Origin of the sequence: Enterococcus sp. DIV0086, from assembly GCF_050498705.1 — a bacterium.
Classification (GTDB): domain Bacteria; phylum Bacillota; class Bacilli; order Lactobacillales; family Enterococcaceae; genus Enterococcus; species Enterococcus faecalis.
This window is the reverse complement of sequence record NZ_JBNIDN010000001.1, coordinates 1,985,267-2,011,625: the sequence shown is the minus strand read 5'-3', so window position 1 is coordinate 2,011,625 and position 26,359 is coordinate 1,985,267. Positions and strand designations below refer to the sequence as shown.

Below are 26,359 nucleotides of genomic sequence, written 5' to 3'. Positions count from 1 at the left end.
CAAGGCTCTTAGTTGGCTAAGAGCAAGGAGAACATACCTAAAAAGGTAGTTCACAATCTCTAATTATATGCTAATTGATGGACAAAAGCAAGAAATAGTTTTGAAAAGCCCCAATAAAAAAGTTTCGCCAACTGGCGAAACTTTTTTATGTTATTCTTCTGTTTCTGATGTTGTTTCGTTTTCTGTTGTTTCTACAACTTCAACAATTTCTTCTTCCACTTCTTCTGGTTCTACAACGGCCATTGTTACCACTTTGGCACCATCTTCCATTCTCATTAAACGAACCCCTAATGTTGCGCGTCCTGTTTGAGAAACAGAATCTACGTTAAAGCGGATAATGACGCCTTTGTTCGTAATCAACAAGATATCTTCATCCCCATTGACCGTGGTTAAACCAGCTAATGGACCATTTTTCTCAGTGATATTTGCTGTCTTAATCCCTTTACCGCCACGTCCTTTAACTGGATATTCAGAAGCTTTTGTACGCTTACCATAACCATTTTCAGTAATGACTAGGACTTCTTTATTTTCATCCAGAATCGCTGCGCCGACCACATAATCATTTTCGCGGAGACGGATTCCCCGAACGCCTGATGCTGTCCGGCCCATATCACGTACAGTATTTTCATCAAATGTGACAGAGTATCCTGCATGTGTTCCGATAATCATCTTCTGATTGCCATTAGTCGTTACTACGTTAACTAACTCATCATCTTCTTTTAAGCTAATGGCGATTAATCCATTACTACGGATATTAGAAAAGGCTGTTACGGCTGTCCGTTTGACGGTTCCTTTTAAGGTTGTGAAGAACAAGTATTTACCTGCTTCCGCTTTGCCCTCAACAGAAATAATCGCTTGAATTTTTTCTGCAGAATCAATTCCCAGTAAGTTAATTACTGGAATTCCTTTTGCTGTTCTACCGTATTCAGGGATTTCGTAACCTTTTGCTCGGTAAACTTTCCCAGTGTTCGTAAAGAATAATAACGTGTCGTGTGTTGAACAAGAAACTAGGTTTTTCACGAAATCATCATCATGAACGCCCATGCCTTGGACACCACGTCCGCCGCGGCGTTGCGCCCGGAATTCGGAGTTTGCCATCCGCTTAATGTAGCCGTTATTGGTTAATGTAATCACGACTTCTTCTTCTTCGATTAAATCTTCATCTTCAAGACTTAAGACTTCACCTACTAATAATTCTGTGCGTCGTGCATCACCAAATTTTGTGCGAACGTCATTTAACTCTGTTTTAATGATTTCAATGACACGTTCTGGGCGGGCTAAAATGTCCTCTAAGTCCGCAATGAATTTCAACAGCTCTTGATATTCATTTTCAATTTTGTCGCGTTCTAAGCCTGTTAAACGGCGTAAACGCATATCTAAAATCGCTTGCGCTTGACGATCTGAAAATTCAAAGCGTTCAATTAACGTTGCTTTTGCTTCGTCATCTGATTGTGATCCACGAATAATGGCAATGATTTCATCGATATGATCTAAGGCAATTCGTAGACCTTCTAAAATATGCGCCCGTGCTTCTGCTTTGTTTTTGTCAAAAATCGTCCGGCGAGTAATGACTTCTTTTTGATGCTCGACGTAGTTTTCTAAAATACGTTTCAAGCTTAAAATTTTCGGTACGCCTTTTTCGATGGCTAACATGTTAAAACCAAAAGATGTTTGTAAGGCAGTCATTTTGTACAAGTTGTTTAACACAACAGAGGCACTCACATCTCGACGAACATCGATGACGATCCGCATGCCTTCACGAGAAGATTCATCCCGCAAATCGGTAATTCCTTCAATTCGTTTATCTCTGTGTAATTCAGAAATTCGTTCGATTAATTTGGCTTTATTCACCATATAAGGCAATTCAGTTACTAAAATACGTTCTTTTCCATTCGGCATTTCAGTCAATTCAACTTTTGCACGAACAGTAATCGAACCTTTCCCTGTTTCATATGCTCGGCGAATCCCTGATTTTCCCATCACTAAACCGCCTGTTGGAAAATCTGGTCCAGGTAACACTTCCATCAATTCATTCGTCGTTACATCAGGATTGTCCATCAATAAACTTGTTGCATCAATCACTTCACTTAAATTGTGTGGTGGAATATTTGTTGCCATCCCCACCGCAATCCCCGTTGTTCCGTTAACTAGTAAGTTTGGAAAACGAGCAGGTAAGACTACTGGTTCTTGTTCTGAATCATCATAGTTTCCTTGGAAATCGACTGTATTTTTGTTAATATCTCGTAGCATTTCTAAAGCAATTTTACTCATACGTGCTTCGGTATAACGCATAGCGGCAGCGCCGTCACCATCGACAGAACCGAAGTTTCCGTGGCCGTCAACTAACATAGCCCGATAACTAAAAGGTTGTGCCATCCGCACCATTGATTCGTAAATCGCACTGTCCCCATGGGGGTGATATTTACCCATAACATCCCCAACAATCCGGGCTGATTTTTTGTGTGGTTTATCAGGGGTTACCCCTAATTCGTTCATTCCATATAAGATTCGGCGATGAACAGGTTTTAAACCGTCACGAACGTCAGGTAACGCGCGGGCTACGATAACACTCATTGCGTAGTCAATGAAAGATTCTTTCATTTCGCTGGTCAGATTGACGTCTTGAATGTTTTCTTTAATTTCTTCACTCATGAATTTTTTCCCCTCTAAATATATGTTCTAGCGTCTCTTACAACGTTGCGACACATTAAATATCCAAATTTTTCACGTAATGGGCATTTTCTTCGATAAACGCACGACGTGGTTCCACACGATCGCCCATTAGCATTTCAAAAATTTGGTCAGCTTCAATGGCATCATCGACACTCACTCGCGCCATTAATCGTTTTTCTGGGTCCATTGTTGTTTCCCAAAGTTGGTGATCATCCATTTCACCCAACCCTTTGTAACGTTGAACACTTGGTTTTGGTGAAGCAGGTAATTCTTCTAACACTTTTGCTAGTTCTTCTTCAGCATGTTTGCCCGGTTGAACGTAGGTGATGTTTTTCCCTTGTTTCACACCATATAGTGGTGGTTGGGCAATATACACATAACCAGCTTCAACAATTGGCCGCATGAAGCGATAGAACAAGGTTAATAACAACGTTCGAATATGCGCACCATCGACATCGGCATCGGTCATAATCACTAGTTTGTGATAACGTGCTTTAGAAACATCGAAATCTTCGCCGAAGCCTGTTCCCATAGCTGTAAATAATGACCGAATTTCTTCATTGGCTAAAATTTTATCCATGCTGGCTTTCTCAACATTCAAGATTTTCCCACGAATTGGTAAAATGGCTTGGAATTCACGGCTACGGCCTTGTTTTGCTGAACCGCCGGCCGAGTCTCCTTCGACGATAAATAATTCGCATTTTTCCGGATCTTTACTTGAGCAATCAGCCAGCTTCCCTGGCAAGTTGCTAATTTCTAACGCGCCTTTACGACGGGTGACTTCACGGGCTCTTTTAGCGGCTAAACGAGCTTTTGAAGCCAACATGCCTTTTTCGACAATTTGTTTGCCGACTGTTGGGTTTTCCATTAAGAATTTTGTAAAGTATTCTGAGAATAAACGATCCGTAACGGTCCGTACTTCTGAGTTCCCTAATTTCGTTTTGGTTTGTCCTTCAAATTGAGGATCGGGATGTTTGATGGAAACCACTGCGGTTAAACCTTCACGAACATCTTCCCCAGTTAATTTTTCATCGTTTTCTTTCATCAATTTTTGTTTACGTGCATAGTCATTAATCACACGTGTTAAAGAAGTTTTAAAACCAGATTCATGCGTTCCGCCTTCATAAGTATGAATATTGTTGGCAAAACTTAAAATATTTGAGTGGTAGCCATCTGTATACTGCATTGACACTTCCACTGTAATATCTTGTTGCTCTCCCTCAATGAAGATTGGCTCTGGGAAAATAACGTCTTTATTGGCATTTAAATGCTCAACATAACTCTTAATCCCGCCTTCATAGTGATACTCTTTTTTATCTTCTTGTCCTTCACGACGGTCTTCAATTGAAATGTGTAAGCCTCGATTTAAAAAGGCTAATTCACGAACCCGTGTTGCTAATTTATCAAAATCATAAACGGTTGTTTCTGTAAAAATTTCAGGATCTGGAATAAAGTGAACAGTAGTTCCGTGACGATCCGTTTCTTCGATAACTTTTAGGTCATCAACAACCGCACCACGACGATATTCTTGGTAATACACTTTGCCATCTTTATAAACACGAACATCTAAACTGGTCGATAAAGCATTAACAACAGAGGAACCAACACCGTGCAAGCCACCTGATACTTTATAGCCGCCACCGCCAAATTTCCCGCCGGCATGTAGCACTGTAAACACTGTTTCCACAGCTGGGCGACCTGTTTTGGCTTGAATCCCGACTGGAATTCCACGACCATCATCGATAACAGTAATACTATCGTCTGGTTCGATAATTACTTGAATTGATTTAGCAAATCCTGCTAAGGCTTCGTCGATAGAGTTGTCAACGATTTCCCATACTAAGTGGTGTAACCCTTCGCCACTAGTAGAACCTATGTACATACCAGGACGTTTCCGGACAGCTTCTAAGCCCTCCAAAACTTGAATCTGACTAGCGTCATATTCTTGCGCACGTTCTCTCATGTTTTTTTCTTCTTCTGTCATGTCGCTGAATTCCTTTCTATCTTGCCTTGTTGAACATAAAAAATATCTGGTTCAACTGTTAGCTTGTCTTTTATGTGATCTAAACTAGTTGTCGTTAAGAACGTTTGAACTTTGCCTTCAATCGTTTCTAACAAGTGAATTTGACGTTCATTATCTAATTCACTCATGACATCATCTAGTAATAACACAGGATATTCTCCTGTTTCTGAATGCATCAAATCAATCTCTGCCAATTTAATACTTAAAGCTGTCGTTCGTTGTTGGCCTTGTGAGCCATACGTTTGAACATTTTGACCATTGACAATAAATAGCAAATCGTCACGATGAGGGCCTAAAAAAGTATTCGCTTTAAACAATTCACGCTTACGATTGTTCATTAATTGTTGGAGCAATTGATTTTGAAGTGCTTCTAAGGAAAGATCCGTGTTGTCAATTGGGATGCTTGATGCGTAGTCAATGGTGAGCGTTTCGCGTCCATGACTAATTTTTTGATGGAGTAAGTTTGCCCAGTGTTCTAATTTTTTAAGAAAACCTAACCGAGCGTATAGAACTTTCCCGCCAAATTCAGCTAGCTGCTCTGTCAAAATATCCAGATAAACAGTATCTGTTTGTTTCTTTTCAGCTAGTTGTTTTAGGTATTGGTTCCGTTGCTTTAAAACAGACTGATATTGGACAAGATCATAAAGATAAATAGGACTCACTTGTCCGAGTTCCATGTCAATAAATTTCCGGCGGACTTGAGGTGAGCCTTTCACCAAAGATAAATCTTCTGGGGCAAATAAAATAACATTCAGTTGCCCAATGTACGCACTGAGCCTTTTTTGCTCAATGTGATTAACCTTGGTTTTACGTCCTTTGTTGGAAATTAAAATTTCCAACGGCACGGTGCCTGTCTTTTTTTCAACCACACCGCTAATTTTAGCTGCTGCTTGTTCCCAGCCAATTAATTCTTTTTCATTGCTGGTTCGATGACTTCGTGTCATTGCTAGAACATAAATGCTTTCTAACAAGTTGGTTTTTCCTTGGGCGTTTTCGCCTAAAAAAAGATTTAACGTTTTTGGAAAATCTAAGCTGACTGTTTCATAATTACGATAATGCTGAAGTGTCAGCTCATTCAGCCGCATCGTCGGACTCGTTTCCGTTTTTCACCATAAAAAAAGTACCTTCTTCAGGTATCTCAATCATCATGCCCGCATAAAGTTTCCGTCCGCGACGATTTTCCAACTCGCCATCAACAAACACGCTATTATCTGCCAAATACCATTTGGCTTGGCCGCCACTACCAATGACGTTGATTTCTTTAAGAAACTGACCAAGCGTTATATACTCAGTTGCTAAAACAAACGTTTTTTTCAATGTGCATCCCTCTTTTTTCTAATACGTTCTCATATATATTATACCCTTTTTCATAAGAGAAAACAAATTTATCTGTCTAATTTTCATTCTAAGCAATTTTAATTCTAAATGACCGAAAATATTATTAGGATAAAAAAACTCTTAAAAAGCATTTTAAAACGGAAATTGATATTTTCTTGAGAAAAAAGGGGCCTGATTTGGCAGAAATGACGAGTAGCGTTTAACTAAAAAACAATTAGGGGTAACTCAAAGACAAACGAAGAGGGCGCGCAATGAAGAAAAGTAGCTTGTAGAGGCCTGAGCGTCGTTTTAAGCAACGTGAACTTCTTTCACTAGGAAATATTCATAAAAAAATGAACAGCCCTTAAACGAAAAATTAAAGGGCTTTTTTCTTTATCCACGAAAAAAAAGGCAGAATTTATTCGTCAAACGATAGTTCAAACATTCACAATCATATTAGCGTAAAAGCTATTCTAGTTTTAAAAAGCTTATCTAGCAGCGTTTATCGGCTTTAAACAGACGACAAAAAAGAACCTTCGGCGATCATAGTGATTTTCCGAAGGTCTTTTTTAAACATGATTAATTTGTACGAACCGGTGTAATTAGTTGAATGAAATCTAGTTCTGTTTCGGTTGGCTCCAATGTAAACGGACGAATTGGAGAAAGGAATTTCACGGTAATATTCATATCGCCAAACGCTCGCAACGCATCTTTCATATAATCTGGGTTGAAAGAAATATCCAACGCTTCACCAGAAACATTTTCATAGTTTAAAGCTTCTTCGACTTTTCCAATTTCAGGTGAATTTCCATATAAAACAACAGAATCTGGTGAAATTGAAAGGCGAACAATATTGTTACGTCCTTCATGAGAAAGTAAAGAGGCACGTTCGATTGCTGAAAGCAATTCTGGTACATAAAATTCAATTTGCGTGTTATGGCTAGTTGGAATTAAACGGTTGGTATCAGGATAATTTCCTTCTAACAAACGAGAATAGAAGTACATTGTTTCTGTTTTAAATAGCACTTGGTTTTCCATAATGCTGATTTCAACCATTTCTTCTTCATTGGTTAATGAACGAGAAAGTTCAGTTAAACTTTTTCCTGGAATTACAATGTTAAAGTCTTCTACTGCTTGTTCTGTCGGGATCACACGTTGACTTAAACGATGTGAATCTGTCGCAACGGCAAGTAATTTTTGATTTTCTAAAATAAAGTGAACCCCAGTTAAAATTGGACGACTTTCGTGCATTGATACAGCAAAACCTGTTTCACTAATAATTTTTGTCAATAAATGAACAGGTAATTTCATTTGGTTTTGAGTATCAATTACTGGTAAGTGCGGATAATTATCCGCATCTAATCCATTAACCGTAAAATCAGCTTTTCCTGAAGTAATTGCAACTTGATTGTTATCTAGAACTTCCATTGTGAACATATCTTCTGGTAATTTACGAATAATTTCGCCAAAGAAACGAGATTGTAAAACGATGCTACCTGTGCGTTCAATGGTCATTTGAGCTTTTTCATCATCTTTACTTAAAAAACTTTCAATTGAAATATCCGCGTTACTCCCAGTAAGTGATAAGCCATCTTCTGATAACACAATTTTAACACCTGTTAAGATTGGAATCGTTGTTTTAGAAGAAATTGCTCGTTGAACAGTTTGTAATTCTTGTAAAAAGACACTTCGTTTGACCGTTAATTTCATAATGTAAACTCCTTTTTAAGTATTTTCAATACGTTCTAATTTTGTACGCCACTGTTTTGTATATTATATATAAATAAATAATAAAAGTAATAGGGCATGTTGATTCTGTGGAAAAGTCAAAAGAGCATTGATTTTACTAAGTTATCCACTTGTGTATAAGTTGTGGATAACTTTGTTCTTTTTTGTTTAGTTTTCCACATCCTAAGAGTTCAATAAATTTTTAATTTCACTGACTTCTTTTTGAATCGCTGGATCTTTTTCCAATAATTGCTGAATCTTTTCGTGCGCATGAATCACCGTTGTATGATCTTTGCCGCCAAATTCGGCACCAATTTTTGGCAAGGAATTGTCGGTCATTTCTCTAGCAAGATACATTGAGATTTGACGAGGAACCACAATTGTTTTCACCCGTTTTTTCCCTTTTAAATCTTTAAGAGGCACATGATAATATTTGGATACTTCTTCTTGAATTTGTAAAATGGACAATTGATTTTTACTACCAACTGATTTTAGAGATTTCAAGGCGTCCGCCGCTAAACTAGTGGTAATATCTTCTCCATTAATAGTTGCAAAGGCTTGAACGCGGACCAAAGCACCCTCTAATTCACGGATGTTGGAATCAATTTGACCAGCGATATAACTTAGTGTATCATCCGGAATTTCTAAACGCTCGGCATCTGCTTTTTTGCGCAAAATTGCAATCCGTGTTTCTAAATCAGGCGGGGTGATATCGACAGACAAACCCCAAGCAAAGCGAGAAACTAATCGTTCAGGTAATTTTGGAATATCATTCGGCGGGCGATCACTTGTTAAAACAATTTGTTTATTTTCATTGTAAAGATCGTTGAAGGTATGGAAAAATTCTTCCAATGTTGCTTCTTTTTCCGCCAAAAATTGAATATCATCGACTAATAATAAGTCAACATTGCGATATTCTTTCCGAAATTGTTCGGATGTCTTTGTTTGAATTGAGTTGATAAATTCATTCGTAAACGTTTCGCTACTAACATATTTGACTTTGGCATCTGGTTGATTCACTAACATTTGATGACCAATAGCATGCATCAAATGGGTTTTCCCTAACCCTACACCACCATAGAAGAAAAGGGGATTGTAAATCGAACCAGGATCCTCGGCAACAACAAGCGCTGCAGCGTGCGCCATTTGGTTTCCTTTACCAATAACAAAGGTGTCGAAAGTGTACTTAGGATTAAGCATCGCTTTTTTACTTTGTTCACTAAAAACAACTTCTTCTTCGGCAGGTTCTTCGAGTTCTTGTGCCAGTGCTGCGTCTTTTTCATCGGCAACAACAAAATGGGGCATCACTTCTGCACCGGTCAATTTAAATCCAGTTTCGACAATTTTTGCCGAAAGATTTTTTTCCCAGTAATCACGATGAACTGCAGAAGGGACTTCTAGCCACAATTGATTGTTGTCTAATTTCAAAGGGCGTGTGGTTTTAATCCAAGCATCAAAACTTGGCGCCGACAAAATCGCTTGATAGGCTTCTTCAAGGCTATGCCAAAAACTTTCCACGTCGGGCATACAGTGACCTCCTATATGTTTAAATTTTGGTTATCTAAAAAATGTGGATAACTTAAAAGAATGAGCATAGTCGATTTTAGCATTTTTTTAAAACTTTTTCCACAAGCAATTGTTCAATGTGGAAAAAAAGTACACAAGGGTGAAAAAAGTTTTCCACAGGGTGTCGACACTTGCGGAAGAAAGTGGTTGTTGAATGAGTTATCCACAAAAAGTTGAGAATAATTAAGCTTGACACAATCATGTTTCAAGAACTTATCAACAGCTAAAAAAACACCTGTGCAAAACTTTTTAACAGGCTGTTTTTTTGTGTAAAACTAGTGGAAAAATGGCTGTGAACAGAAAAAAATGTGGAAAACTATCCACAAGCTACTCACAGGAAAATTTAATTTGTGGATAATTGAAACGAATCTTTCTCAGGAAATATTTCTTAAATTTTATTGACAAAAGACCCTATTACTCGTTATACTATCAAAGTATGTCTATATATTGATGGATAGTTACAATTTCAGGAGGTGTAATTGCATGAAAAGAACGTATCAACCAAACAAACGTAAACGCCAAAAAGTTCACGGATTCCGTAAACGTATGAGCACTAAAAATGGCCGTCGCGTATTAGCAAGCCGTCGTCGTAAAGGTAGAAAAGTTATTTCTGCTTAATGATGGTCTGGTCTTTTAAACAGTCAATTTCTAAGAACCCTTAGTTATCTCCATAATTTTTTGGAAGATGTGAAGATAACTAAGGGTTCTTTTTCTGTTTTCAATAAAAGAAAGCAGGATTCTATAGAAAAGGCTACTAAAAAAGAGCGGAAATATGCTATTATTATTAAGAAGTAAAAAAATATAGAAACAAAGGGATGCCGATGAAAAAGTCCTACCGTGTCAAGAAAGAAAAAGAATTTCAACAGGTGTTTAATAAAAAACAATCTTGTGCAAATCGTCGTTTCGTAGTGTACGTTTTAGAGAAACCACAACAAGCCCATTTTCGAGTGGGGATTTCTGTTGGGAAGAAAATTGGAAACGCGGTCACAAGAAATGCTGTGAAGCGGAAAATCCGCGCGAGTTTATTTCAATTAAAAGACCGTATCTCTCCAGAAATTGATTTTATCGTGATTGCACGTCCAGGATTGGAAAAGTTATCGTCTGAAGAAGTGAAAGCTAATTTAACACATGTGTTAAATTTAGCTAAAATATTAGATGTAAGAGAGGGAATTGAGTAGTGAAGAAGTATAAGCGCTTATTATTAATGGCTGGGTTAGTGACCTTAGTCTTTGTTTTATCCGCCTGCGGAACCGCGCCCGTAAGTGAAAGTAGTACAGGAATTTGGGATCGATACATTGTTTATTATTTTGCCCAAGCGATTAAGTTCCTATCATTAGGCGGCAGTGTCGGAATTGGGATTATCCTATTTACGTTAGTCATCCGGATTATTTTATTGCCGTTGATGCATTTCCAAACGAAGAGTATGCGTAAAACACAAGAGTTGCAACCGCAATTAAAGGCCTTGCAACAAAAATATTCTTCAAAAGATCCTGAAACACAACGCTTATTCCGAGAAGAACAGCAACGTTTGTATGCAGAGAATAATGTGAATCCTTACATTGGCTGTTTACCACTGTTGGTTCAACTACCAATCATGATGGCTTTGTATCAAGCCATTTCACGCGTGCCTGAGTTAAAAGAAGGAACGTTCTTGTGGTTAAGCCTCGATAAGCCGGATCCGTATTTAATTTTACCGATTTTAGCAGCTGTCTTTACGTTTGCTAGTACGTATCTTTCAAGTATGAGCCAACTAGAAACAAATGCCTCACTGAAAATTATGAATTACGTTATGCCAGCGATGATCTTCTTTATGGGGATTTCATTAGCCAGTAGTTTACCTCTTTACTGGGTGGTCTCAAATGCCTTCCAAACAGGGCAAACATTGTTATTAAACAATCCATTCAAAATCCGTAAAGAGCGGGAGGAAGCAGCACGTCAAGCCAAAGCACGGGAGCGAGCGCTTGAACGAGCAAAAAGTCCTAAGAAAAAAGGGAAGAAAAAATAAAGGAGGTCGTTCAGATGCCGATTTATGAAGGAAATACAATCGAAGAAGCAACGCAGAAAGGCTTACAAGCACTTGGTTTAACCAAAGAGGATGTTACAATTGATGTGTTAGACGAAGGAAAAAAAGGATTTTTAGGTCTAGGAAAAAAACTTGCCCAAATTTCAATGGAACCAACGATTAGTGAGCAAGTCACAGAAGCGGTCGAAGAAACAGTGGAAGATATTGTTGTTGCCGATGAAGCAACAGCAGTGGAAGAAGCAGTTGAGGAATTAACCGAAGCAATTCCTAGTCTCTCAGAGGAATCAACACATTCTTTAGAAAATCTGGAAGACGAAGCTGCTATTACTGAATTAGCGATGTATTTAACGAATATTTCAAATGAACTGAACGCCCCTGCCATGGTTCGCATAGCGCGCGAGAATGGCAATATTATCTTCCATTTAGAAACAGAAAAACAAGGCATCTTGATTGGAAAACACGGAAAAGTGTTAAATGCGTTACAGTATTTAGCGCAAGTCTTTATTCACCGCATTGCAAGCAATAAGCTATCGATTGTTGTAAATGTCGGAAATTATCGTGAAAAACGTCATGAAATTTTGGAACGTTTAGCGAAACGCACCGCGGAAAAAGCCAAACGCACTGGGCGGCCAGTCTTCTTGGAACCAATGCCGGCTTTTGAAAGAAAACAAATTCATCACACGCTAAGTAAAGATGAGCAAATCAAAACCCATTCTGAAGGGGATGAACCTTATCGGTATTTAGTGGTTGAACCAGTTAAGAAGTATTTTTAAACAGAGGTCGGGACGGAACCGTTTAGCTCCGAGAAATAAGAAGGAATTTCCGAAAATTGCTTTTTAATTTTTGGAGAATTTCGGCTTATTTCCGAAGGAGTTGGTTCTGTTCCAGGCTCTTTCCCAGTTAAATGATTTTTTAGCCGTCTCCGTTTCTTTTTTTATGTTATGATAATCAGTAATTACTCCAGTAGTAAATTCAAATGAAAAAGTTTTGTAAAGAGACGTAGGGGGAGCAACAGGTATGCGTACGGAGAAAATACTGGTTGTAGATGATGATGCAGCAGTTCGTCGCTTGATTTGGAAAGCATTACAATCAACAGGTATTCTTATTTACCAAAGTGAATCAATTGAAAAAACAAAAGATATTGTGTCCAGAGTTACCTTTGATTTGTTCATTTTAGATGATAACTTGGAACATGACAGCGATGGTTACTACTTAGTCCAAATGATTAGAGAGAAATATCCACTGGTGCCAATTATCTTTTTTAGTAGCAAAAAAGAAGAAGAGGATATCATTGCAGCCTTGGAAATGGGCGTGGATAGTTATATAACGAAACCTTTTTCCTTGAATGTTTTTAAGGCTCAGGTGATTGCTTCGTTGAATCGAGCTCGAATGATTCGAAAACAATTGAATGTTTATAAAAAAGAAGAGCTACAGGTAGGCGATTTCCGTTTTGATTATGGTCGTTATCAACTATTTAAAAAGGATTTACCTATTTCATTGTCTTCGAAAGAAGTTCAATTAATTCAATTTTTTCTGGAGAATCCCGAGCAAGTATTCTCTAAAGAACAAATTTACAGCAGTGTTTGGGGTACTGGGGATGTCGATGCGAATACGATTATGGTTTTTATTAATCGTTTACGAAGTAAATTAGAAGAAAACCCGAAAGAACCTTGTTACCTTCGGACCGTTTGGGGCATTGGTTATACCTTTACGCCAGATGGTTGCGTACAAAAAAAATGAAAAAAGGCCCGCAGTTGCACGAGCGACTGCGGGTCTTTTTTGCTTATTCAATTTGCCGACGTTCCATTTCTTTCAAAATAAATTGAAGCGAACGATTTAGATGTTCATGGGTTAAAAGTGTGATCTGGTCAATATTCTTTGTTTTCATTCCGCGGAAAATTAACCAATGTTCTTCTAGGGCAATACTACGACGTTCTGAGGCACGAATCGCAATATCTCTGAAATAGATTAAGTAAGCATGGAGATCAGTCACAATTTTTTTTAAACGTAGCATCTGACTCTTAGTATAAATAAAGGAATTAAAATCTGAAAAGTTCTGTAGTAAGTCATCTACTTGGTTATTTTTATTGTATTGTTCTCCTTCGAGAAGTAAGGCTTCCAATTCATCAAAATCTTCTGGTGTCATGAGTTCCATGGCTTTAATGGTTGCTAAAGTGTCCAAAGATTTACGAATATCATAAATTTCATAAGCATCTTTCATACTAATCCCTTTAACCACGATACCCACTATAGGTATATTTTCCACCAATTGTTCTTTGACCAATTCTTGTAAAGCAAAGCGAATGGGCGTCCGACTAATGTTTAATTGCTCGGAAAATTCTTTTTCGTTAATCCGTTCACCCGCAGGAATATTCCCTAAAATAATGGTTTTTTTAAAGGCTTCGTAGGTACAAATTTTTAGAGGTTTACTGCTGGTTAAATCTAAGTTCCGTTTTACTGCTTCAACCGTTGGATTCATATGAGGCACCTCCCTATAGATTATTTTTATAGATAATAAATATAATATTAAAAATGAAAATATAACGCAAGAAAAGACAAAATGAAAAGAAAACCGAGGAGAAAAGGCACTCCTACGGTTTCAGCGACGACGTTTAATTTTGTGGAATAAATAAAGGCATGTGACCTAAAGCAACAATTGTAACAACGAAAATAACGAAAATTCCTAAGGCATATTTTGCCGATTCTTTTTGCCATTGACCTATATCTAAACCAGTTAAACGTAATAGCAAGTAAATAAATGCCACTAATGGACTTAATAAGTGGAACGCTTGCCCCATTAAGGAAGCTAAAGCCATAGACATATTGTCAAATCCATAAGAACGTCCAGCTTCTGCTAGGACTGGTAAGACACCGAAATAGAAACCATCGTTTGAAATAAAGAATGTTCCTGGTGCTGAAATGAACGCAATCACTAAGCCCCAAGCGCCGGCTAATTGTTTTGGAATAATATTAACAAAGCTATTTGCTAAGGCATTGGCCATACCAGAACCTTGGAATAAGCCCATGAAGACGCCAGCAGCAAAAACTAAGATAACTACTTGCACAGCGTCACCAGCATTTGCACTGATGCGGCTGCTTTGATCTTTTAATTTTGGATAGTTGATCATTAAAGCGATACAAGTACCAACTAGGAATAATAATAACGGTGGCATTTCAATCCACGAAGGCAAACCTAATTGACCAACGAATGAACTTAGGACTAACCAACCGATTAAGACAATCGTTAAAATACCATTGAACGCAAAATTCTTTGGACGACGAATTTCTAATAACTCAGGATCGTTAACAATAGTCATTTCTTCCAATTCTTTATCAGTAAGCGTTGTCACGCCTAAGCGAGCACGTTCTTTTTTCCCCATGCGATAAGCAACAAAGAAGATAACATACAATACAGATAAAATCATACCAGGTGCTAAATAAGAAAGAATGTCGGCATCAACTTCTAGTACGGCCATGGCACGAGCTGTTGGACCGCCCCCAAGGTAATAAGTTCATAATGGTGTTTTGTAAGATAACAAGCACACCTAAATTCATCAATTTCATATTAAGTTTTTTGTAGATGGGAATAAACGCAGAACAGCAAATCAAGGTCGTGGTTGTTCCATCTCCGTTTAAGGAAACAGCAGCAGCAACTACCGCAGTAGCCATCAAGACTTTCATTGGATCGCCTTTAGCAAAGTAAATCATTTTTTTAGTGATTGGGTCAAACAAGCCAGCATCCAACATAATAGAGAAGTAAAGAATGGCAAATAATAACATAATACCAGTTTTTGAAGTAGTTGAAATCCCATCTAAGACGAAATTCCCAATGTTGACTTCAGGGACGACACCGTCAGCACCAGGTGGCGGACTCGCTACTCCCGTTGCAATTGCAATCAAAGTAAAAATAAGAGGAATAATTACTAAAGATGTAAACGGTGACAATTTCTTTTTCATGATTACATACATAAAGATGATAATCATACCATAAGCTAAAATAGTGAGTAACATGTTTTTCTTCCTTTCTTTTTTTAGAACTTTTTTGTAAGCGTTAACAACCGGTGTTAATAAAAAAGAATAGCCATGAGAAATGTTTCACAGTATTCTGGTTTACAACAAAAAATATTTTTTGTGTTTGTCTATAGTGTGAGAATATACAAACTTTCGCAGAGAATAAATAGCCTAAAACAAAAAGAACATCAAAAAAACAATTCAACAATCAAATTCTTATTAATAACTTAATATAATATTAATAGAATCTTAACGGATGATAAATGCTTATATACCAATGTTTACAGAGTTTTTTTCACAAAATAAACAATAAAAGAACAATCTGAGCTAGTGTTTTCACTAGGTTTTTTAACGGTTTTTTCTATAATGGACGTATACCAAGAATTAGTGAAAGGAGAGACAATATGGGCCTATTTAAGTCCTTATTCAAGAAAGAGCAACACACGCAGGATACCGAGATTAATGAAAGCGTTATCCATCGTGAAGCGGATAACTTGGAAAAGCGATGGATAGATATACCAGCATATATACCTGCTGAGCCAAAAGAATATCAATTGGTAAGTATTGTGGCCACTGCCATCGCAGCAGGAGAGTTTCCAGAAAGTCGTTTTGTTATCAAAAAAATCGCAAAACGAAATCCAGAAGCAAAAGAAGTTGCCATTATTGCAGCCAGTATAGCTGCAGAGCTTTCAGAAGAGTCTCAGCTAGTTGTCAAAAGAATTTCAAAACAAAACCTTGAGGAGGATCATTATGTTACGCAAATTTAAAATTTCAATTGATGGGAAAGAATATTTAGTCGAGATGGAAGAAATCGGTGGCGTCCCACAACCAGCACCTGTTGCGCCACAACCAACAGCGCCAGTTGCTACGACAGAAACACCAGCCCCTGCTGTTGAAGAAGCCCCAGCGCCAGCAGCACAGCCAGCCGCCCCAGCAGGAGCAGATGCAATGCCTGCGCCAATGCCAGGAACTGTGTTAAAAGTATTAGTCAATGTTGGTGATACGGTGTCTGAGAACCAACCATTGTTAATTTTAGAAGCAATGAAGATGGAAAATGAAATCGTTGCAGGAAAAGCAGGTACGGTAACAGGAATTCATGTTACCCAAGGCCAAATTGTGAATCCAGGGGAACCATTAATAACAATTAACTAGAATTAATTTAAGAAGAGGAAGTGATTTGTGTGGAGACACTGATTCAAGGTGTTATAGGAATGGGCCAAGAACCAGGACGCATTGTGATGATGCTGATTGGTGGACTATTAATGTATTTAGGAATAAAAAAAGAGTATGAACCAACACTTTTAGTGCCGATGGGTTTAGGAACGATTTTAGTGAACTTTCCTAATTCCGGCGTATTGAGCGCTGGCGGCGAGCCAGGTCCGTTTAATGTTCTTTTTGATTTTGGAATAAAAACAGAATTATTCCCGTTATTATTATTTATTGGGATTGGGGCAATGATTGATTTCGGGCCATTGTTACAAAATCCGTTTATGTTGATGTTTGGTGCCGCTGCACAGTTTGGGATTTTCTTTACAGTTATTATGGCTGTTTTATTAGGTTTTGATTTAAACGATGCTGCTTCGATTGGGATTATTGGTGCCGCTGATGGCCCAACGTCTATTTTCGTAGCAAATACCTTACATTCAAAATACATGGGGGCCATAATGGTTGCCGCTTACTCCTACATGGCGTTAGTTCCGATTATTCAACCAGTAGCGATTAAAGCAGTGACGACGAAAGCCGAACGTCGGATCCGTATGACTTATCGGGCCGGTGAAGTTTCTCAAACAGCGAAAATTCTTTTCCCGGTTGTTATTACGATTGTCGCAGGTTTAATTGCGCCGGTGTCATTACCATTAGTTGGTTTCTTAATGTTTGGGAACTTATTAAGAGAATGTGGCGTTTTGGATCGTTTATCCATTACAGCTCAAAATGAATTGGTAAATATTATTAGTATCTTGCTAGGACTATCAATTTCCGTTAGCATGAACTATGCAGAGTTCTTAAAAGTCGATACATTGATGGTTATTGGCTTAGGGTTAGTCGCCTTTATTATGGACTCAGTCGGCGGCGTGCTTTTTGCTAAATTCTTGAATTTATTTAGAAAAGAAAAAATCAATCCCATGATTGGTGCTGCGGGTATTTCCGCTTTCCCAATGTCTAGTCGGGTCATTCAAAAAATGGCTACAGATGAAGACCCACAAAACTTTATTTTAATGCATGCTGCTGGTGCCAACGTTTCAGGACAAATCGCTTCTGTAATTGCTGGTGGCTTACTATTAGCCTTTTTAACATAGGACGGAAAGGAGAACGAATACATGTCTGTTAACATGGAAGATTTAAAAATTGCTTTTGAACTGTTAGGTTTTGGTTGGGGCGGCGTTTTCGTTGTTTTATTTATCATTTATCTAGCATCTAAATTACTAACAAAATTATTTCCAATTAAAAAATAAAGGAGGTTATTGCTGTGAGCAGCGTATATACAATGAAAAGAATCTGGTTGCAAAAAGATAAAAAAGCTTATCAAGCTTGGCGCGAATTAATGGAAAAAGCCGAATTGCAAACGACAGAAGCACTTGATTACACCGTTGGCATATATGATGACACAGCATTAATCGCCTCTGGCTCGCTTTCAGGCAAAACGATTAAGTGCGTGGCCGTTTGTAAAAAATATCAATCTGAAAATTTGTTAACCCAATTGGTGGTTCATCTACTTGAAAAACTGAGAGAAGAAAACCAATTACACAGTTTTTTGTATACAAAACCAAAAAATGAACAAATTTTTCAGTCGCTAGGCTTTCAAAAAGTGGTTGCGAATCAAGAGGTGCTATTTATGGAGCAAGGCAAACCAGATTTTGCCGATTATCTTGGTTACCTGACACAGCATAAAAAAGCAGGGCCAGCCAGTAGCATTGTCATGAATGCAAATCCTTTTACGAAAGGCCATCAGTACTTAGTCGAAAAAGCAGCCAAAGAAAGTCCGCACGTTTATGTGTTTGTTTTAGCTGAAGATAAATCGCTGTTTTCAAAAGAAGCACGTTTCGCAATGGTGCAAAAAGGGGTCGCCCATTTACCCAATGTGACAGTCCTATCTACAGAAGATTACTTAGTTTCGTCTGCGACTTTTCCTACCTATTTTTTGAAAGAAAAAGCGCCATTAGAGGTAGCTGCAATTCAAGCAACGCTTGATGCAACGTTATTTAAAGAAAGAATTGCGCCAATACTTGAAATTCAACAACGTTATGTGGGAGAAGAGCCTTATTCAGAAGTGACCGATGTCTACAATCAAGCAATGCAACAAGTTTTCGGACAAACGATAACGCTAACCATTGTCCCGCGATTAGCGAGTGATGGAGAGCTGATTAGTGCGACGAAAGTTCGCAAAGCGATGGCTGAAGGCGACAAAGAGACACTCAAGAAGTTTTTACCAGCAACAAGTTATCAATACTTAGTAGAACACAAGAAACTAATGAGGTGAAGAAAGTGAAGATTATCAAAAATGCTACTGCAGGGACAGTAGAATCAAGTGATATTATGATTACCGTCCAACCCATTGAATCAACAGAAAATACCATTGAATTAGAAAGTAGTGTCGAAAAACAATTTGGCAATCAAATTCGTCAGGTGATTACGACAACTTTGGAACATTTAGATGTCCAAGGCGTTGCGGTCAAGGCGATTGATAAAGGGGCATTAGATTGTACAATCAAAGCTCGGATGATTACAGTTTTACATCGAGGCGCTGAAAAAGAAACGTATGATTGGAAGGAGTTGGACTCATGGAACGTTTAAGAAGAACAATGATGTTTGTCCCTGGAGCGAACGCAGCAATGCTAAGAGATGCACCTTTGTATGGGGCAGATTCAATCATGTTTGATTTAGAAGATGCAGTTTCATTAAAAGAAAAAGACTCTGCCCGTGTTTTAGTCCATTCTGCTTTGAAAACTTTCGATTATGGCAATATTGAAATTGTTGTTCGGATCAATGCTTTAGATGCCGGTGGCGCAGAAGATATTGAAGCAATGGTCTTAGCTGGTGTCGATGTGATTCGTTTACCAAAAACAGAAACAGCCCAAGATATCATTGATGTCGAGGCCGTCATTACAGAAGTAGAACAGCAAAATGACATTCCCGTAGGAACAACGAAAATGATGGCTGCTATCGAATCGGCTGAAGGTGTTCTAAATGCGCCCGCGATTGCCAAAAGTTCAACTCGCTTGATTGGCATCGCGTTAGGCGCCGAAGACTATGTTACCAATATGAAAACACGGCGCCATCCAGATGGCCAAGAACTATTCTTTGCTCGTAGCATGATTTTACATGCCGCTCGAGCAGCTGGGATTGCAGCTATTGATACGGTCTATTCAGATGTAGACAATACGGAAGGCTTTGAAGCCGAAGTTCGTTTGATTAAACAGCTAGGTTTCGATGGGAAATCGGTGATTAACCCTCGTCAAATCCCATTAGTTAATACTATTTATGCGCCAACAGAAAAAGAAATCCAGAATGCTAAGGAAGTAATCTGGGGCATTCGGGAAGCCGAAGCAAAAGGTTCCGGTGTTATCTCCGTAAATGGAAAAATGGTTGATAAACCAATTGTTGAACGAGCTGAACGGGTCATTGCGTTAGCATTGGCGGCTAAATTAATTACCGAGGAGGAAATATAGACATGGTAGTAAATAAAGTAGGCAAAGACATTCCTCAATCTTATGCAGAGCAATATGGCATTTATGAAGGAGAATTAGCACACATTGATGCTTATCAAGAAGCGAGCCGAGCAATTAAACCAGTGAAACCTCGGGAGACAAAACTTTTAGGAAGTATTCGTGAAGCAATTGAAAAAACAGGTTTAAAAGATGGCATGACCATCTCTTTCCATCACCATTTCCGTGAAGGAGACTATGTGATGAATTTAGTTTTAGCCGAGATTGCCGCCATGGGGCTGAAAAACATTTCGATTGCACCTAGTTCAATTGCAAATGTTCATGAACCTTTGATCGAACACATTAAAAATGGAGTAGTCACCAACATTACTTCTTCAGGTTTGAGAGATAAAGTAGGCGCCGCTATTTCAGCAGGTATCATGGAAAATCCTGTGGTGATTCGTTCACATGGTGGCCGGGCACGGGCAGTAGCAGCAGGTGATATCCATATTGATGTAGCTTTCTTAGGTGCACCAAGTTCAGACGCTTATGGAAATGCGAATGGAACCAAAGGAAAAGCTACCTGTGGTTCTCTTGGATATGCGATGGTCGATGCAAAATATGCGGATCAAGTGGTCATCATTACTGACACATTAGTACCATATCCTAATACCCCTATTAGTATTCCACAAACAGATGTTGATTATGTGGTAGAAATTGATGCAATTGGTGATCCAGATGGAATTGCCAAAGGCGCGACACGTTTTACAAAGAATCCTAAAGAATTATTGATTGCTGAATATGCCGCAAAAATAATTACACATTCTCCTTACTACAAAGAAGGCTTCTCATTCCAAACAGGAACAGGTGGCTCTTCACTAGCAGTTACGCGGTTCATGAGAGAACAAATGCTTAAAGATGGCATTAAAGCAAGTTTCGCTTTAGGCGGAATTACGAATGCAATGGTGGAACTTTTGGAAGAAGGCTTAGTAGAAAAAATTATTGACGTCCAAGACTTTGATCATCCATCAGCTATTTCTTTAGGGGAAAATGCCAATCATTATGAAATTGATGCCAATATGTATGCCTCACCGCTTAGCAAAGGGGCGGTTATTAATCAATTAGACACAGCTATTTTATCTGCTTTAGAAGTGGACACAGATTTTAATGTAAATGTCATTACTGGTTCAGATGGTGTCATCCGTGGTGCTTCTGGCGGACATTCCGATACAAGTATGGCTTGTAAAATGAGTCTAGTGATTGCACCACTTGTTCGTGGACGGATTCCAACAATCGTTGAGCAAGTAAATACAGTCGTTACACCAGGTACGAGTGTCGATGTCGTAGTAACAGAAGTCGGCATTGCAATCAATCCAAAAAGAACAGACTTAATTGATTGTTTTAAAACCTTAGATGTTCCTCAGTTTACGTTAGAAGAGTTGAAAGACAAAGCCTACAACATTGTTGGCACCCCGGAACCAATTAAATATGGAGACAAAGTTGTTGCGTTAATTGAATACCGAGATGGTAGTCTAATTGATGTGGTACGCAATGTTTAATGGGGAAAAAGTAACACTTTTAGAGATGTTGGATGCTCGCGAACAAAGAGCTGCCACACAGAAGGAGTTGTTAGAAACAGCACCAGAAGCTAGTCTCTTATCTGCCACAATGAATATTCCTGGAGAAGTAAAAAATTCGCCCACCTTAACGGCTGTTTTTTTAGAAGTAATTGACGAAGTCGAGCAACAATTGCTGGATCAAGTACCGATTGTTAATTTTTACCGGAATGAAAAAACAGGGCCTGAATATTATTTGGCGGTTTCGTTAGCCCCACAAGAATTAAAACAAAGAATGGTCAAAATTGAAGAAACACATCCTTATGGTCGTTTAGTGGACCTAGATGTTTTATGGGGAAATGAGGAGCTAAAAAGCCTTCATCGAGGAGATTTAGGCTTGCCACCACGGCGCTGTTTTATGTGCCAAGAAGAGGCGAAAGTCTGTGGACGAAATCGACGTCACAGTCTTGAAGCAATGCAAGAAAAAATAACAGAAATAATTTTGACACGAAAGGAGCAGCCAAGTGAGTAAAAAAATTCGTTTTACAGAAACGGTGCTACGGGATGGACAACAAAGTTTAATTGCAACACGGATGCCAACCTCAGATATGCTGCCGATTATTAAAACAATGGACGAGGCAGGATTTCATGCATTAGAAATGTGGGGCGGGGCAACGTTTGATTCCTGTGTCCGCTATTTAAACGAGGATCCTTGGGAACGTCTTCGCCAAATTCGCAAAGAAGTTAAAAATACCAAACTTCAAATGTTATTACGAGGACAAAATTTACTAGGATATCGTCATTACGCTGATGATGTGGTGCGGGCCTTTGTCGAAAAATCAGTTGAAAATGGGATTGATATTATTCGTATTTTCGATGCCTTGAATGATGTCCGTAATTTACAAACAGCAATTCAAACAACAAAAGAAGCTGGCGGACACTGTCAAGCAGCGATTTCTTATACTACGAGTGAAATTCATACCATCGATTACTTTGTAAAATTAGCCAAAGAATTAAGTCAAACAGGAGCGGATTCCATTTGTATTAAGGATATGGCAGGCGTTTTGACGCCACAAACGGGTTTTGAATTAGTGAGCAAAATGAAAGATGCCATTGATTTACCTTTAGAGGTGCATACGCATGCGACTAGTGGTATTTCTGAGATGACCTATTTAAAAGTTGCTGAAGCAGGTGCGGATATCATCGATACAGCTATCTCTTCTTTCGCTGGCGGTACGAGTCAACCAGCCACAGAATCTGTAGCCATTGCGTTAGAAGATTTAGGCTTTGAAACAGGTTTAAATATGGAAAAAGTAACAGAGATTGCTGACTATTTCAATCCGATTCGTGATCGTTTTAGAAGTGAAGGCATTTTAAACCCTAAAGTTAAAGATACGGAACCGAAAACATTGATTTATCAAGTGCCTGGTGGTATGTTATCAAACTTATTAAGTCAATTAACGGAGCAAGGTTTACAAGACAAATATGAAGAAGTTTTAGCTGAAGTACCTAAAGTAAGAGCGGATTTAGGGTATCCACCACTAGTTACGCCGCTTTCACAAATGGTTGGAACACAAGCCTTAATGAATGTGATTTCTGGGGAAAGATATTCCTTAATACCGAATGAAATCAAAGATTATGTGCGCGGAGAATACGGCAAATCACCAGCACCTATCGCAGAAGAGATTAAGCAAAAAATCATTGGGGATGAAGAAGTAATTACTTGTCGACCAGCGGATTTATTGAAACCAGAGTTGCATAGTTTAGAAAATGAAATCCAACAATATGCAAAATCTGAAGAGGATGTCCTATTATATGCGATGTTCCCACAACAAGGAAAAGACTTTTTAGGACGTCGCGAAGATCCTTTTTACGATGTACCGTTACAGAAAGTGACAGTCAAACTTGACTTGCCAGAATAGAACGGGCAAGTGCTCCGCAAATGTATAAAGAAGCAAGGGTTTGAGCGACGATAACGGTTGTTCAAACCCTTGCTTCATCAAATAGAAAAAAGGCAGCCCGTGAAAGGAAGTGACAATGTGTTAGAAGAAGTTCTAGCAATTCATCAAAAAATATTGGTGTGCTAAGTCTTGAAGCAACAGAAGCGGTATTAAACCATCATGATTTAGCCAAAATGTATACACCTGGTGTCGCAGAATTGAGTTTAATGATTGCTCAAAATCATGAATTAGCGCGCGAGTGGACCATTAGTGGTAAGTTAATTGCGGTTATTACAGATGGGTCAGCTGTTCTGGGTCTCGGCAATATGGGCACGCAAGCGGGCTTGCCAATTGTTGAAGGCAAAGCTTTACTTTATAAAAATTTGGCGGGGGTCGATGCTATTCCTTTAGCACTGGAACAAAAATCAGTTGACGAGATGGTTCAAACAATTGAAAATTTACAAAATAGTTTTGCAGGAATCCACTTAGAAGATATTTCTGCACCAAAATGTTTTGAAATTGAAGAAAAACTTCAACAACGTTTGAACATTCCTGTGTATCATGATGACCAAGAAGGCACAGCCATTGTCGTTTTAGCTGGACTAATTAACGCAGCTAAAATTAAAGGAAAACCTTTAAATGAATTACGTGTGGTGATTAACGGAGTTGGTGCTTCTGGTGTAGCGACCGCTAAGTTATGTATTCAAGCGGGGATTACGCATCTCACCTTAGTAGATCGCCAAGGTGTTTTAAGAGAAGAAGACCCGACATTGAATCCTTACCAACGTGCTTTGCTTCGACAGGTAATAAAACCATCAGTAGAAAACAAAGATTTAGCCACCGCTGTCGTCAATCAGGATGTTTTTTTAGGCTTATCAGAAGCGGATGTGCTAACGCCAGCCCTGATTAAATCAATGAACCAAGACCCAATTATCTTTGCTTTAGCAAATCCTAAACCAGAAATTGAACCAGCCCTCGCCCAAGCCAATGGCGTCCGTTTATTAGCAACTGGTTCTTCCAAATATCTGAATCAAGTGAACAACATTTTAGCTTTTCCAGGTCTTTTTAAAGGGTTATTGGCAGCGAAAGGCAGAAAAGTCGATGTCGGTTTGCAAATGACAGTAGCACGAAGCTTGGCCGCTATGATTTCAGAACCCACAGCAGAAAAATTCATACCTAATGTATTTGATGGCGGCGTAGTTGACACGGTTTTTAATGCTGTACTAGACTATATAAAACAAGAAAAGACCACGGCAGAAGAAGGGACGTAAGAGGCAATGACAAAGCAAGCAAGGAGTAAATTAGCGCAGCAAGCACAATTGGCACTACTCTATGAAGTGACCTGTTTAAATAAACCAGGCTTGGTGGATCCAGTCGATGCAGGCGCCCATCAAGATATGGATGTTTTCACTTTTTTAGAAAGTAGTGTGGTTTTGACTCCTTATTTTGAAACCTTCGTTCAAGCTGGGACAGAGCTACGTCATTTGCCGATTGAGGCAACATTTCGCGCAATTCGACAAGTTGGTTTAGAAGCAGAACGAGCGATGTTTGAGGCAACAGAAGGTATCAATACACATAAAGGAGCGATTTTTTCTCTAGGTATTTTTTTAGCTATCTGTGGTCGTTTAATGATTTGGGAGACCCCTTGCACCTTACAATTGTTTCAACAAACGCTTCAAACAATGACGCAAGACTTATTGGCTGACTTTGAAAACCTCGCTACGAATGAGCTAGAAAAACTAACTTGGGGTGAACGACTATTTGTTCAGCATGGCTTGACTGGAATCCGTGGTGAGGCGCAACAAGGTTATCCCGCTGTCTTTGAACAGGGAGTGCCTTATTATCAAAAACATCAAGGCACACAACAACAAAAACTCATTGATACGCTCCTTTATTTATCGCTCTATGTTGAGGATACGAATTTGATTAAACGAAGTCAAAATGTCCAAATTTTTGAAATATATCAACCGTTAATCCAGGAATATTTTGCTTTAGGGGGGACACAAACGTTACGGGGAACCCTTTGTTTAGAAAGATTGAATCACTTATTCAAAGAAAAAAATTGGAGTATTGGTGGCAGTGCAGATGCTTTAATTTTGGTGGTGTTTTTAGATAAACTAATGAAATTAAATTGGCTGACCCCTTAATTAAAAAGATAGTTACAACGCTGATTTGGTCAGTTATTTTGACCTTATATGCCTATGGAAAGGTCTCAAGAGAATTCAAGAAAGCGATTGACAAATACCACGAAACACAGTATATTTTATTACGAAATCATTCTTATCAGAGTATACAAATACGATGATAAACAGTTGAAGCGAATCTTGATTTGCTTTTCCTAAACCTGATTCTTTTAGAATCAGGTTTTTGTTTATCTAAAAGGCGGCATTCGTTCAAAAACGGCTGTCGCCTTTTTTTATGAAATTTTTTTAATATAAAAAATTTCATAAAAAAAATCTTAAAAACAGAAAAAATTGTTATAGATTAGAGTCATTTTTTTGATGTAAAGTTTTTATGACTTACAGCCATAAAATTGATAAAAACAGTCAAAGAAGCAGAAAAAATAATAGTGGAATTTCTCAAAAAAATAAAAAAATTTTCCGTTATTTAATTATCGATTTATCAAACGATAAGTTATAATAAAATAATTTATTTATCTTTAATGATTGAGGAGAAATGTATAAACTTCCTCATTTTCCTCTCATTGTATAATAACTCACTAATGAATTAGTGAGTTTTTTAACATATCCAGGATGTTTGTTATCAAATGAATTTTTATATAAAAATTCACAGCATTATATTTTGAAAAGCTGAGGAAATGTACTAAACTGCAGGTGTTAAATCCATTTAAATCGCTAAAGGGGGAGATGAACAACTAG

At 38.4% G+C, this 26,359-nt stretch carries 23 protein-coding genes and 2 pseudogenes; 17 read left to right on the top strand and 8 right to left on the bottom strand.

Annotation, left to right across the window (positions count from 1 at the left end; all coding sequences use genetic code 11):
- Window positions 1-150: 150 nt before the first annotated feature.
- The 6 genes from gyrA to dnaA form a co-directional block, all read right to left on the bottom strand.
- Window positions 151-2,652 carry a DNA gyrase subunit A gene (gene gyrA, locus IGI63_RS09685; protein ID WP_002361457.1) on the bottom strand — a complete coding sequence of 834 codons (2,502 nt, stop codon included), beginning with the start codon at window positions 2,650-2,652 and terminating at the stop codon, window positions 151-153.
- A gap of 55 nt (window positions 2,653-2,707) precedes the next feature.
- Window positions 2,708-4,657, bottom strand: coding sequence for a DNA topoisomerase (ATP-hydrolyzing) subunit B (gene gyrB / locus IGI63_RS09680; RefSeq protein WP_002359210.1), 1,950 nt, complete (start codon window positions 4,655-4,657; stop codon window positions 2,708-2,710).
- Window positions 4,654-5,781 (bottom strand): DNA replication/repair protein RecF, encoded by a 1,128-nt coding sequence (recF, locus tag IGI63_RS09675; RefSeq protein WP_002356016.1) that lies wholly within the window; start codon window positions 5,779-5,781, stop codon window positions 4,654-4,656. The genes gyrB and recF overlap by 4 nt, the downstream gene beginning before the upstream one ends.
- Window positions 5,768-6,013, bottom strand: coding sequence for a S4 domain-containing protein YaaA (yaaA, locus tag IGI63_RS09670; protein ID WP_002356015.1), 246 nt, complete (start codon window positions 6,011-6,013; stop codon window positions 5,768-5,770). The genes recF and yaaA overlap by 14 nt, the downstream gene beginning before the upstream one ends.
- A gap of 579 nt (window positions 6,014-6,592) precedes the next feature.
- Window positions 6,593-7,723, bottom strand: coding sequence for a DNA polymerase III subunit beta (gene dnaN / locus IGI63_RS09665; RefSeq protein ID WP_002356014.1), 1,131 nt, complete (start codon window positions 7,721-7,723; stop codon window positions 6,593-6,595).
- A 201-nt stretch (window positions 7,724-7,924) separates the two neighbouring features.
- On the bottom strand, window positions 7,925-9,268 hold the full coding sequence (gene dnaA / locus IGI63_RS09660) for a chromosomal replication initiator protein DnaA (protein WP_002356013.1): 1,344 nt from the start codon (window positions 9,266-9,268) through the stop codon (window positions 7,925-7,927).
- A 522-nt stretch (window positions 9,269-9,790) separates the two neighbouring features.
- Between dnaA and rpmH the strand changes: the two genes are divergently transcribed.
- From rpmH to IGI63_RS09635, 5 genes are all read left to right on the top strand, one after another.
- Window positions 9,791-9,925 (top strand): 50S ribosomal protein L34, encoded by a 135-nt coding sequence (gene rpmH / locus IGI63_RS09655; protein ID WP_002356012.1) that lies wholly within the window; start codon window positions 9,791-9,793, stop codon window positions 9,923-9,925.
- Between the two features lie 203 nt (window positions 9,926-10,128).
- Window positions 10,129-10,485 carry a ribonuclease P protein component gene (gene rnpA / locus IGI63_RS09650; RefSeq protein WP_002356011.1) on the top strand — a complete coding sequence of 119 codons (357 nt, stop codon included), beginning with the start codon at window positions 10,129-10,131 and terminating at the stop codon, window positions 10,483-10,485.
- Window positions 10,485-11,312: a YidC/Oxa1 family membrane protein insertase gene (locus IGI63_RS09645; protein ID WP_429975732.1), complete on the top strand. Its 828-nt coding sequence runs from the start codon at window positions 10,485-10,487 to the stop codon at window positions 11,310-11,312. The genes rnpA and IGI63_RS09645 overlap by 1 nt, the downstream gene beginning before the upstream one ends.
- A gap of 14 nt (window positions 11,313-11,326) precedes the next feature.
- A complete protein-coding gene (gene jag, locus IGI63_RS09640; RefSeq protein ID WP_002361456.1) occupies window positions 11,327-12,103 on the top strand; it encodes an RNA-binding cell elongation regulator Jag/EloR in 777 nt (258 codons plus the stop codon).
- Between the two features lie 244 nt (window positions 12,104-12,347).
- On the top strand, window positions 12,348-13,070 hold the full coding sequence (locus tag IGI63_RS09635; protein ID WP_002363545.1) for a response regulator transcription factor: 723 nt from the start codon (window positions 12,348-12,350) through the stop codon (window positions 13,068-13,070).
- A gap of 43 nt (window positions 13,071-13,113) precedes the next feature.
- Here IGI63_RS09635 and IGI63_RS09630 read toward each other — a convergent pair whose 3' ends face one another.
- Window positions 13,114-13,809 (bottom strand): GntR family transcriptional regulator, encoded by a 696-nt coding sequence (locus IGI63_RS09630; protein WP_429975731.1) that lies wholly within the window; start codon window positions 13,807-13,809, stop codon window positions 13,114-13,116.
- 133 nt (window positions 13,810-13,942) lie between these two features.
- Window positions 13,943-15,341 (bottom strand): annotated as a pseudogene (locus IGI63_RS09625) (CitMHS family transporter).
- A gap of 404 nt (window positions 15,342-15,745) precedes the next feature.
- On the opposite strand from IGI63_RS09625, the gene IGI63_RS09620 reads away from it, so the two are divergent.
- The 12 genes and pseudogenes from IGI63_RS09620 (at window position 15,746) to citG (ending at window position 25,627) form a co-directional block, all read left to right on the top strand.
- Window positions 15,746-16,108, top strand: coding sequence for a hypothetical protein (locus IGI63_RS09620; protein WP_202256382.1), 363 nt, complete (start codon window positions 15,746-15,748; stop codon window positions 16,106-16,108).
- A complete protein-coding gene (locus IGI63_RS09615; protein ID WP_002363547.1) occupies window positions 16,092-16,493 on the top strand; it encodes an acetyl-CoA carboxylase biotin carboxyl carrier protein subunit in 402 nt (133 codons plus the stop codon). The genes IGI63_RS09620 and IGI63_RS09615 overlap by 17 nt, the downstream gene beginning before the upstream one ends.
- Before the next feature lie 29 nt (window positions 16,494-16,522).
- Window positions 16,523-17,638, top strand: coding sequence for a sodium ion-translocating decarboxylase subunit beta (locus IGI63_RS09610; RefSeq protein ID WP_002383526.1), 1,116 nt, complete (start codon window positions 16,523-16,525; stop codon window positions 17,636-17,638).
- A 21-nt stretch (window positions 17,639-17,659) separates the two neighbouring features.
- Window positions 17,660-17,794 (top strand): OadG-related small transporter subunit, encoded by a 135-nt coding sequence (locus IGI63_RS09605; protein ID WP_002356001.1) that lies wholly within the window; start codon window positions 17,660-17,662, stop codon window positions 17,792-17,794.
- Between the two features lie 32 nt (window positions 17,795-17,826).
- Window positions 17,827-18,819, top strand: coding sequence for a [citrate (pro-3S)-lyase] ligase (gene citC / locus IGI63_RS09600; RefSeq protein WP_002410311.1), 993 nt, complete (start codon window positions 17,827-17,829; stop codon window positions 18,817-18,819).
- 5 nt (window positions 18,820-18,824) lie between these two features.
- Window positions 18,825-19,133 carry a citrate lyase acyl carrier protein gene (citD, locus tag IGI63_RS09595; RefSeq protein WP_002355999.1) on the top strand — a complete coding sequence of 103 codons (309 nt, stop codon included), beginning with the start codon at window positions 18,825-18,827 and terminating at the stop codon, window positions 19,131-19,133.
- Window positions 19,121-20,008: a citrate (pro-3S)-lyase subunit beta gene (citE, locus tag IGI63_RS09590; RefSeq protein ID WP_002355998.1), complete on the top strand. Its 888-nt coding sequence runs from the start codon at window positions 19,121-19,123 to the stop codon at window positions 20,006-20,008. Before citD ends, citE begins: the two co-directional genes overlap by 13 nt.
- A 2-nt stretch (window positions 20,009-20,010) precedes the next feature.
- Complete coding sequence (gene citF / locus IGI63_RS09585; RefSeq protein ID WP_002355996.1) at window positions 20,011-21,543, top strand: citrate lyase subunit alpha; 1,533 nt, start codon at window positions 20,011-20,013, stop codon at window positions 21,541-21,543.
- Window positions 21,536-22,072, top strand: coding sequence for a citrate lyase holo-[acyl-carrier protein] synthase (citX, locus tag IGI63_RS09580; RefSeq protein ID WP_002386428.1), 537 nt, complete (start codon window positions 21,536-21,538; stop codon window positions 22,070-22,072). The genes citF and citX overlap by 8 nt, the downstream gene beginning before the upstream one ends.
- The gene (locus IGI63_RS09575) at window positions 22,065-23,462 is read left to right on the top strand and encodes an oxaloacetate decarboxylase subunit alpha (RefSeq protein ID WP_002359205.1); all 1,398 of its coding nucleotides are present in this window, start codon (window positions 22,065-22,067) and stop codon (window positions 23,460-23,462) included. Before citX ends, IGI63_RS09575 begins: the two co-directional genes overlap by 8 nt.
- Before the next feature lie 117 nt (window positions 23,463-23,579).
- Window positions 23,580-24,751 (top strand): annotated as a pseudogene (locus IGI63_RS09570) (NAD(P)-dependent malic enzyme).
- A gap of 6 nt (window positions 24,752-24,757) precedes the next feature.
- A complete protein-coding gene (gene citG / locus IGI63_RS09565) occupies window positions 24,758-25,627 on the top strand; it encodes a triphosphoribosyl-dephospho-CoA synthase CitG (protein ID WP_002355991.1) in 870 nt (289 codons plus the stop codon).
- Window positions 25,628-26,359 lie beyond the last annotated feature (732 nt).

Bases quoted from the DNA above. Each gene is read 5' to 3' on its own strand.
- gyrA (WP_002361457.1), bottom strand. From the start codon at position 2,652: ATGAGTGAAGAAATTAAAGAAAACATTCAAGACGTCAATCTGACCAGC.
- gyrB (WP_002359210.1), bottom strand. From the start codon at position 4,657: ATGACAGAAGAAGAAAAAAACATGAGAGAACGTGCGCAAGAATATGAC.
- recF (WP_002356016.1), bottom strand. From the start codon at position 5,781: ATGCGGCTGAATGAGCTGACACTTCAGCATTATCGTAATTATGAAACA.
- dnaN (WP_002356014.1), bottom strand. From the start codon at position 7,723: ATGAAATTAACGGTCAAACGAAGTGTCTTTTTACAAGAATTACAAACT.
- dnaA (WP_002356013.1), bottom strand. From the start codon at position 9,268: ATGCCCGACGTGGAAAGTTTTTGGCATAGCCTTGAAGAAGCCTATCAA.
- rpmH (WP_002356012.1), top strand. From the start codon at position 9,791: ATGAAAAGAACGTATCAACCAAACAAACGTAAACGCCAAAAAGTTCAC.
- rnpA (WP_002356011.1), top strand. From the start codon at position 10,129: ATGAAAAAGTCCTACCGTGTCAAGAAAGAAAAAGAATTTCAACAGGTG.
- jag (WP_002361456.1), top strand. From the start codon at position 11,327: ATGCCGATTTATGAAGGAAATACAATCGAAGAAGCAACGCAGAAAGGC.
- IGI63_RS09635 (WP_002363545.1), top strand. From the start codon at position 12,348: ATGCGTACGGAGAAAATACTGGTTGTAGATGATGATGCAGCAGTTCGT.
- IGI63_RS09630 (WP_429975731.1), bottom strand. From the start codon at position 13,809: ATGAATCCAACGGTTGAAGCAGTAAAACGGAACTTAGATTTAACCAGC.
- IGI63_RS09620 (WP_202256382.1), top strand. From the start codon at position 15,746: ATGGGCCTATTTAAGTCCTTATTCAAGAAAGAGCAACACACGCAGGAT.
- IGI63_RS09615 (WP_002363547.1), top strand. From the start codon at position 16,092: ATGTTACGCAAATTTAAAATTTCAATTGATGGGAAAGAATATTTAGTC.
- IGI63_RS09605 (WP_002356001.1), top strand. From the start codon at position 17,660: ATGTCTGTTAACATGGAAGATTTAAAAATTGCTTTTGAACTGTTAGGT.
- citC (WP_002410311.1), top strand. From the start codon at position 17,827: ATGAAAAGAATCTGGTTGCAAAAAGATAAAAAAGCTTATCAAGCTTGG.
- citE (WP_002355998.1), top strand. From the start codon at position 19,121: ATGGAACGTTTAAGAAGAACAATGATGTTTGTCCCTGGAGCGAACGCA.
- citF (WP_002355996.1), top strand. From the start codon at position 20,011: ATGGTAGTAAATAAAGTAGGCAAAGACATTCCTCAATCTTATGCAGAG.
- citX (WP_002386428.1), top strand. From the start codon at position 21,536: ATGTTTAATGGGGAAAAAGTAACACTTTTAGAGATGTTGGATGCTCGC.
- citG (WP_002355991.1), top strand. From the start codon at position 24,758: ATGACAAAGCAAGCAAGGAGTAAATTAGCGCAGCAAGCACAATTGGCA.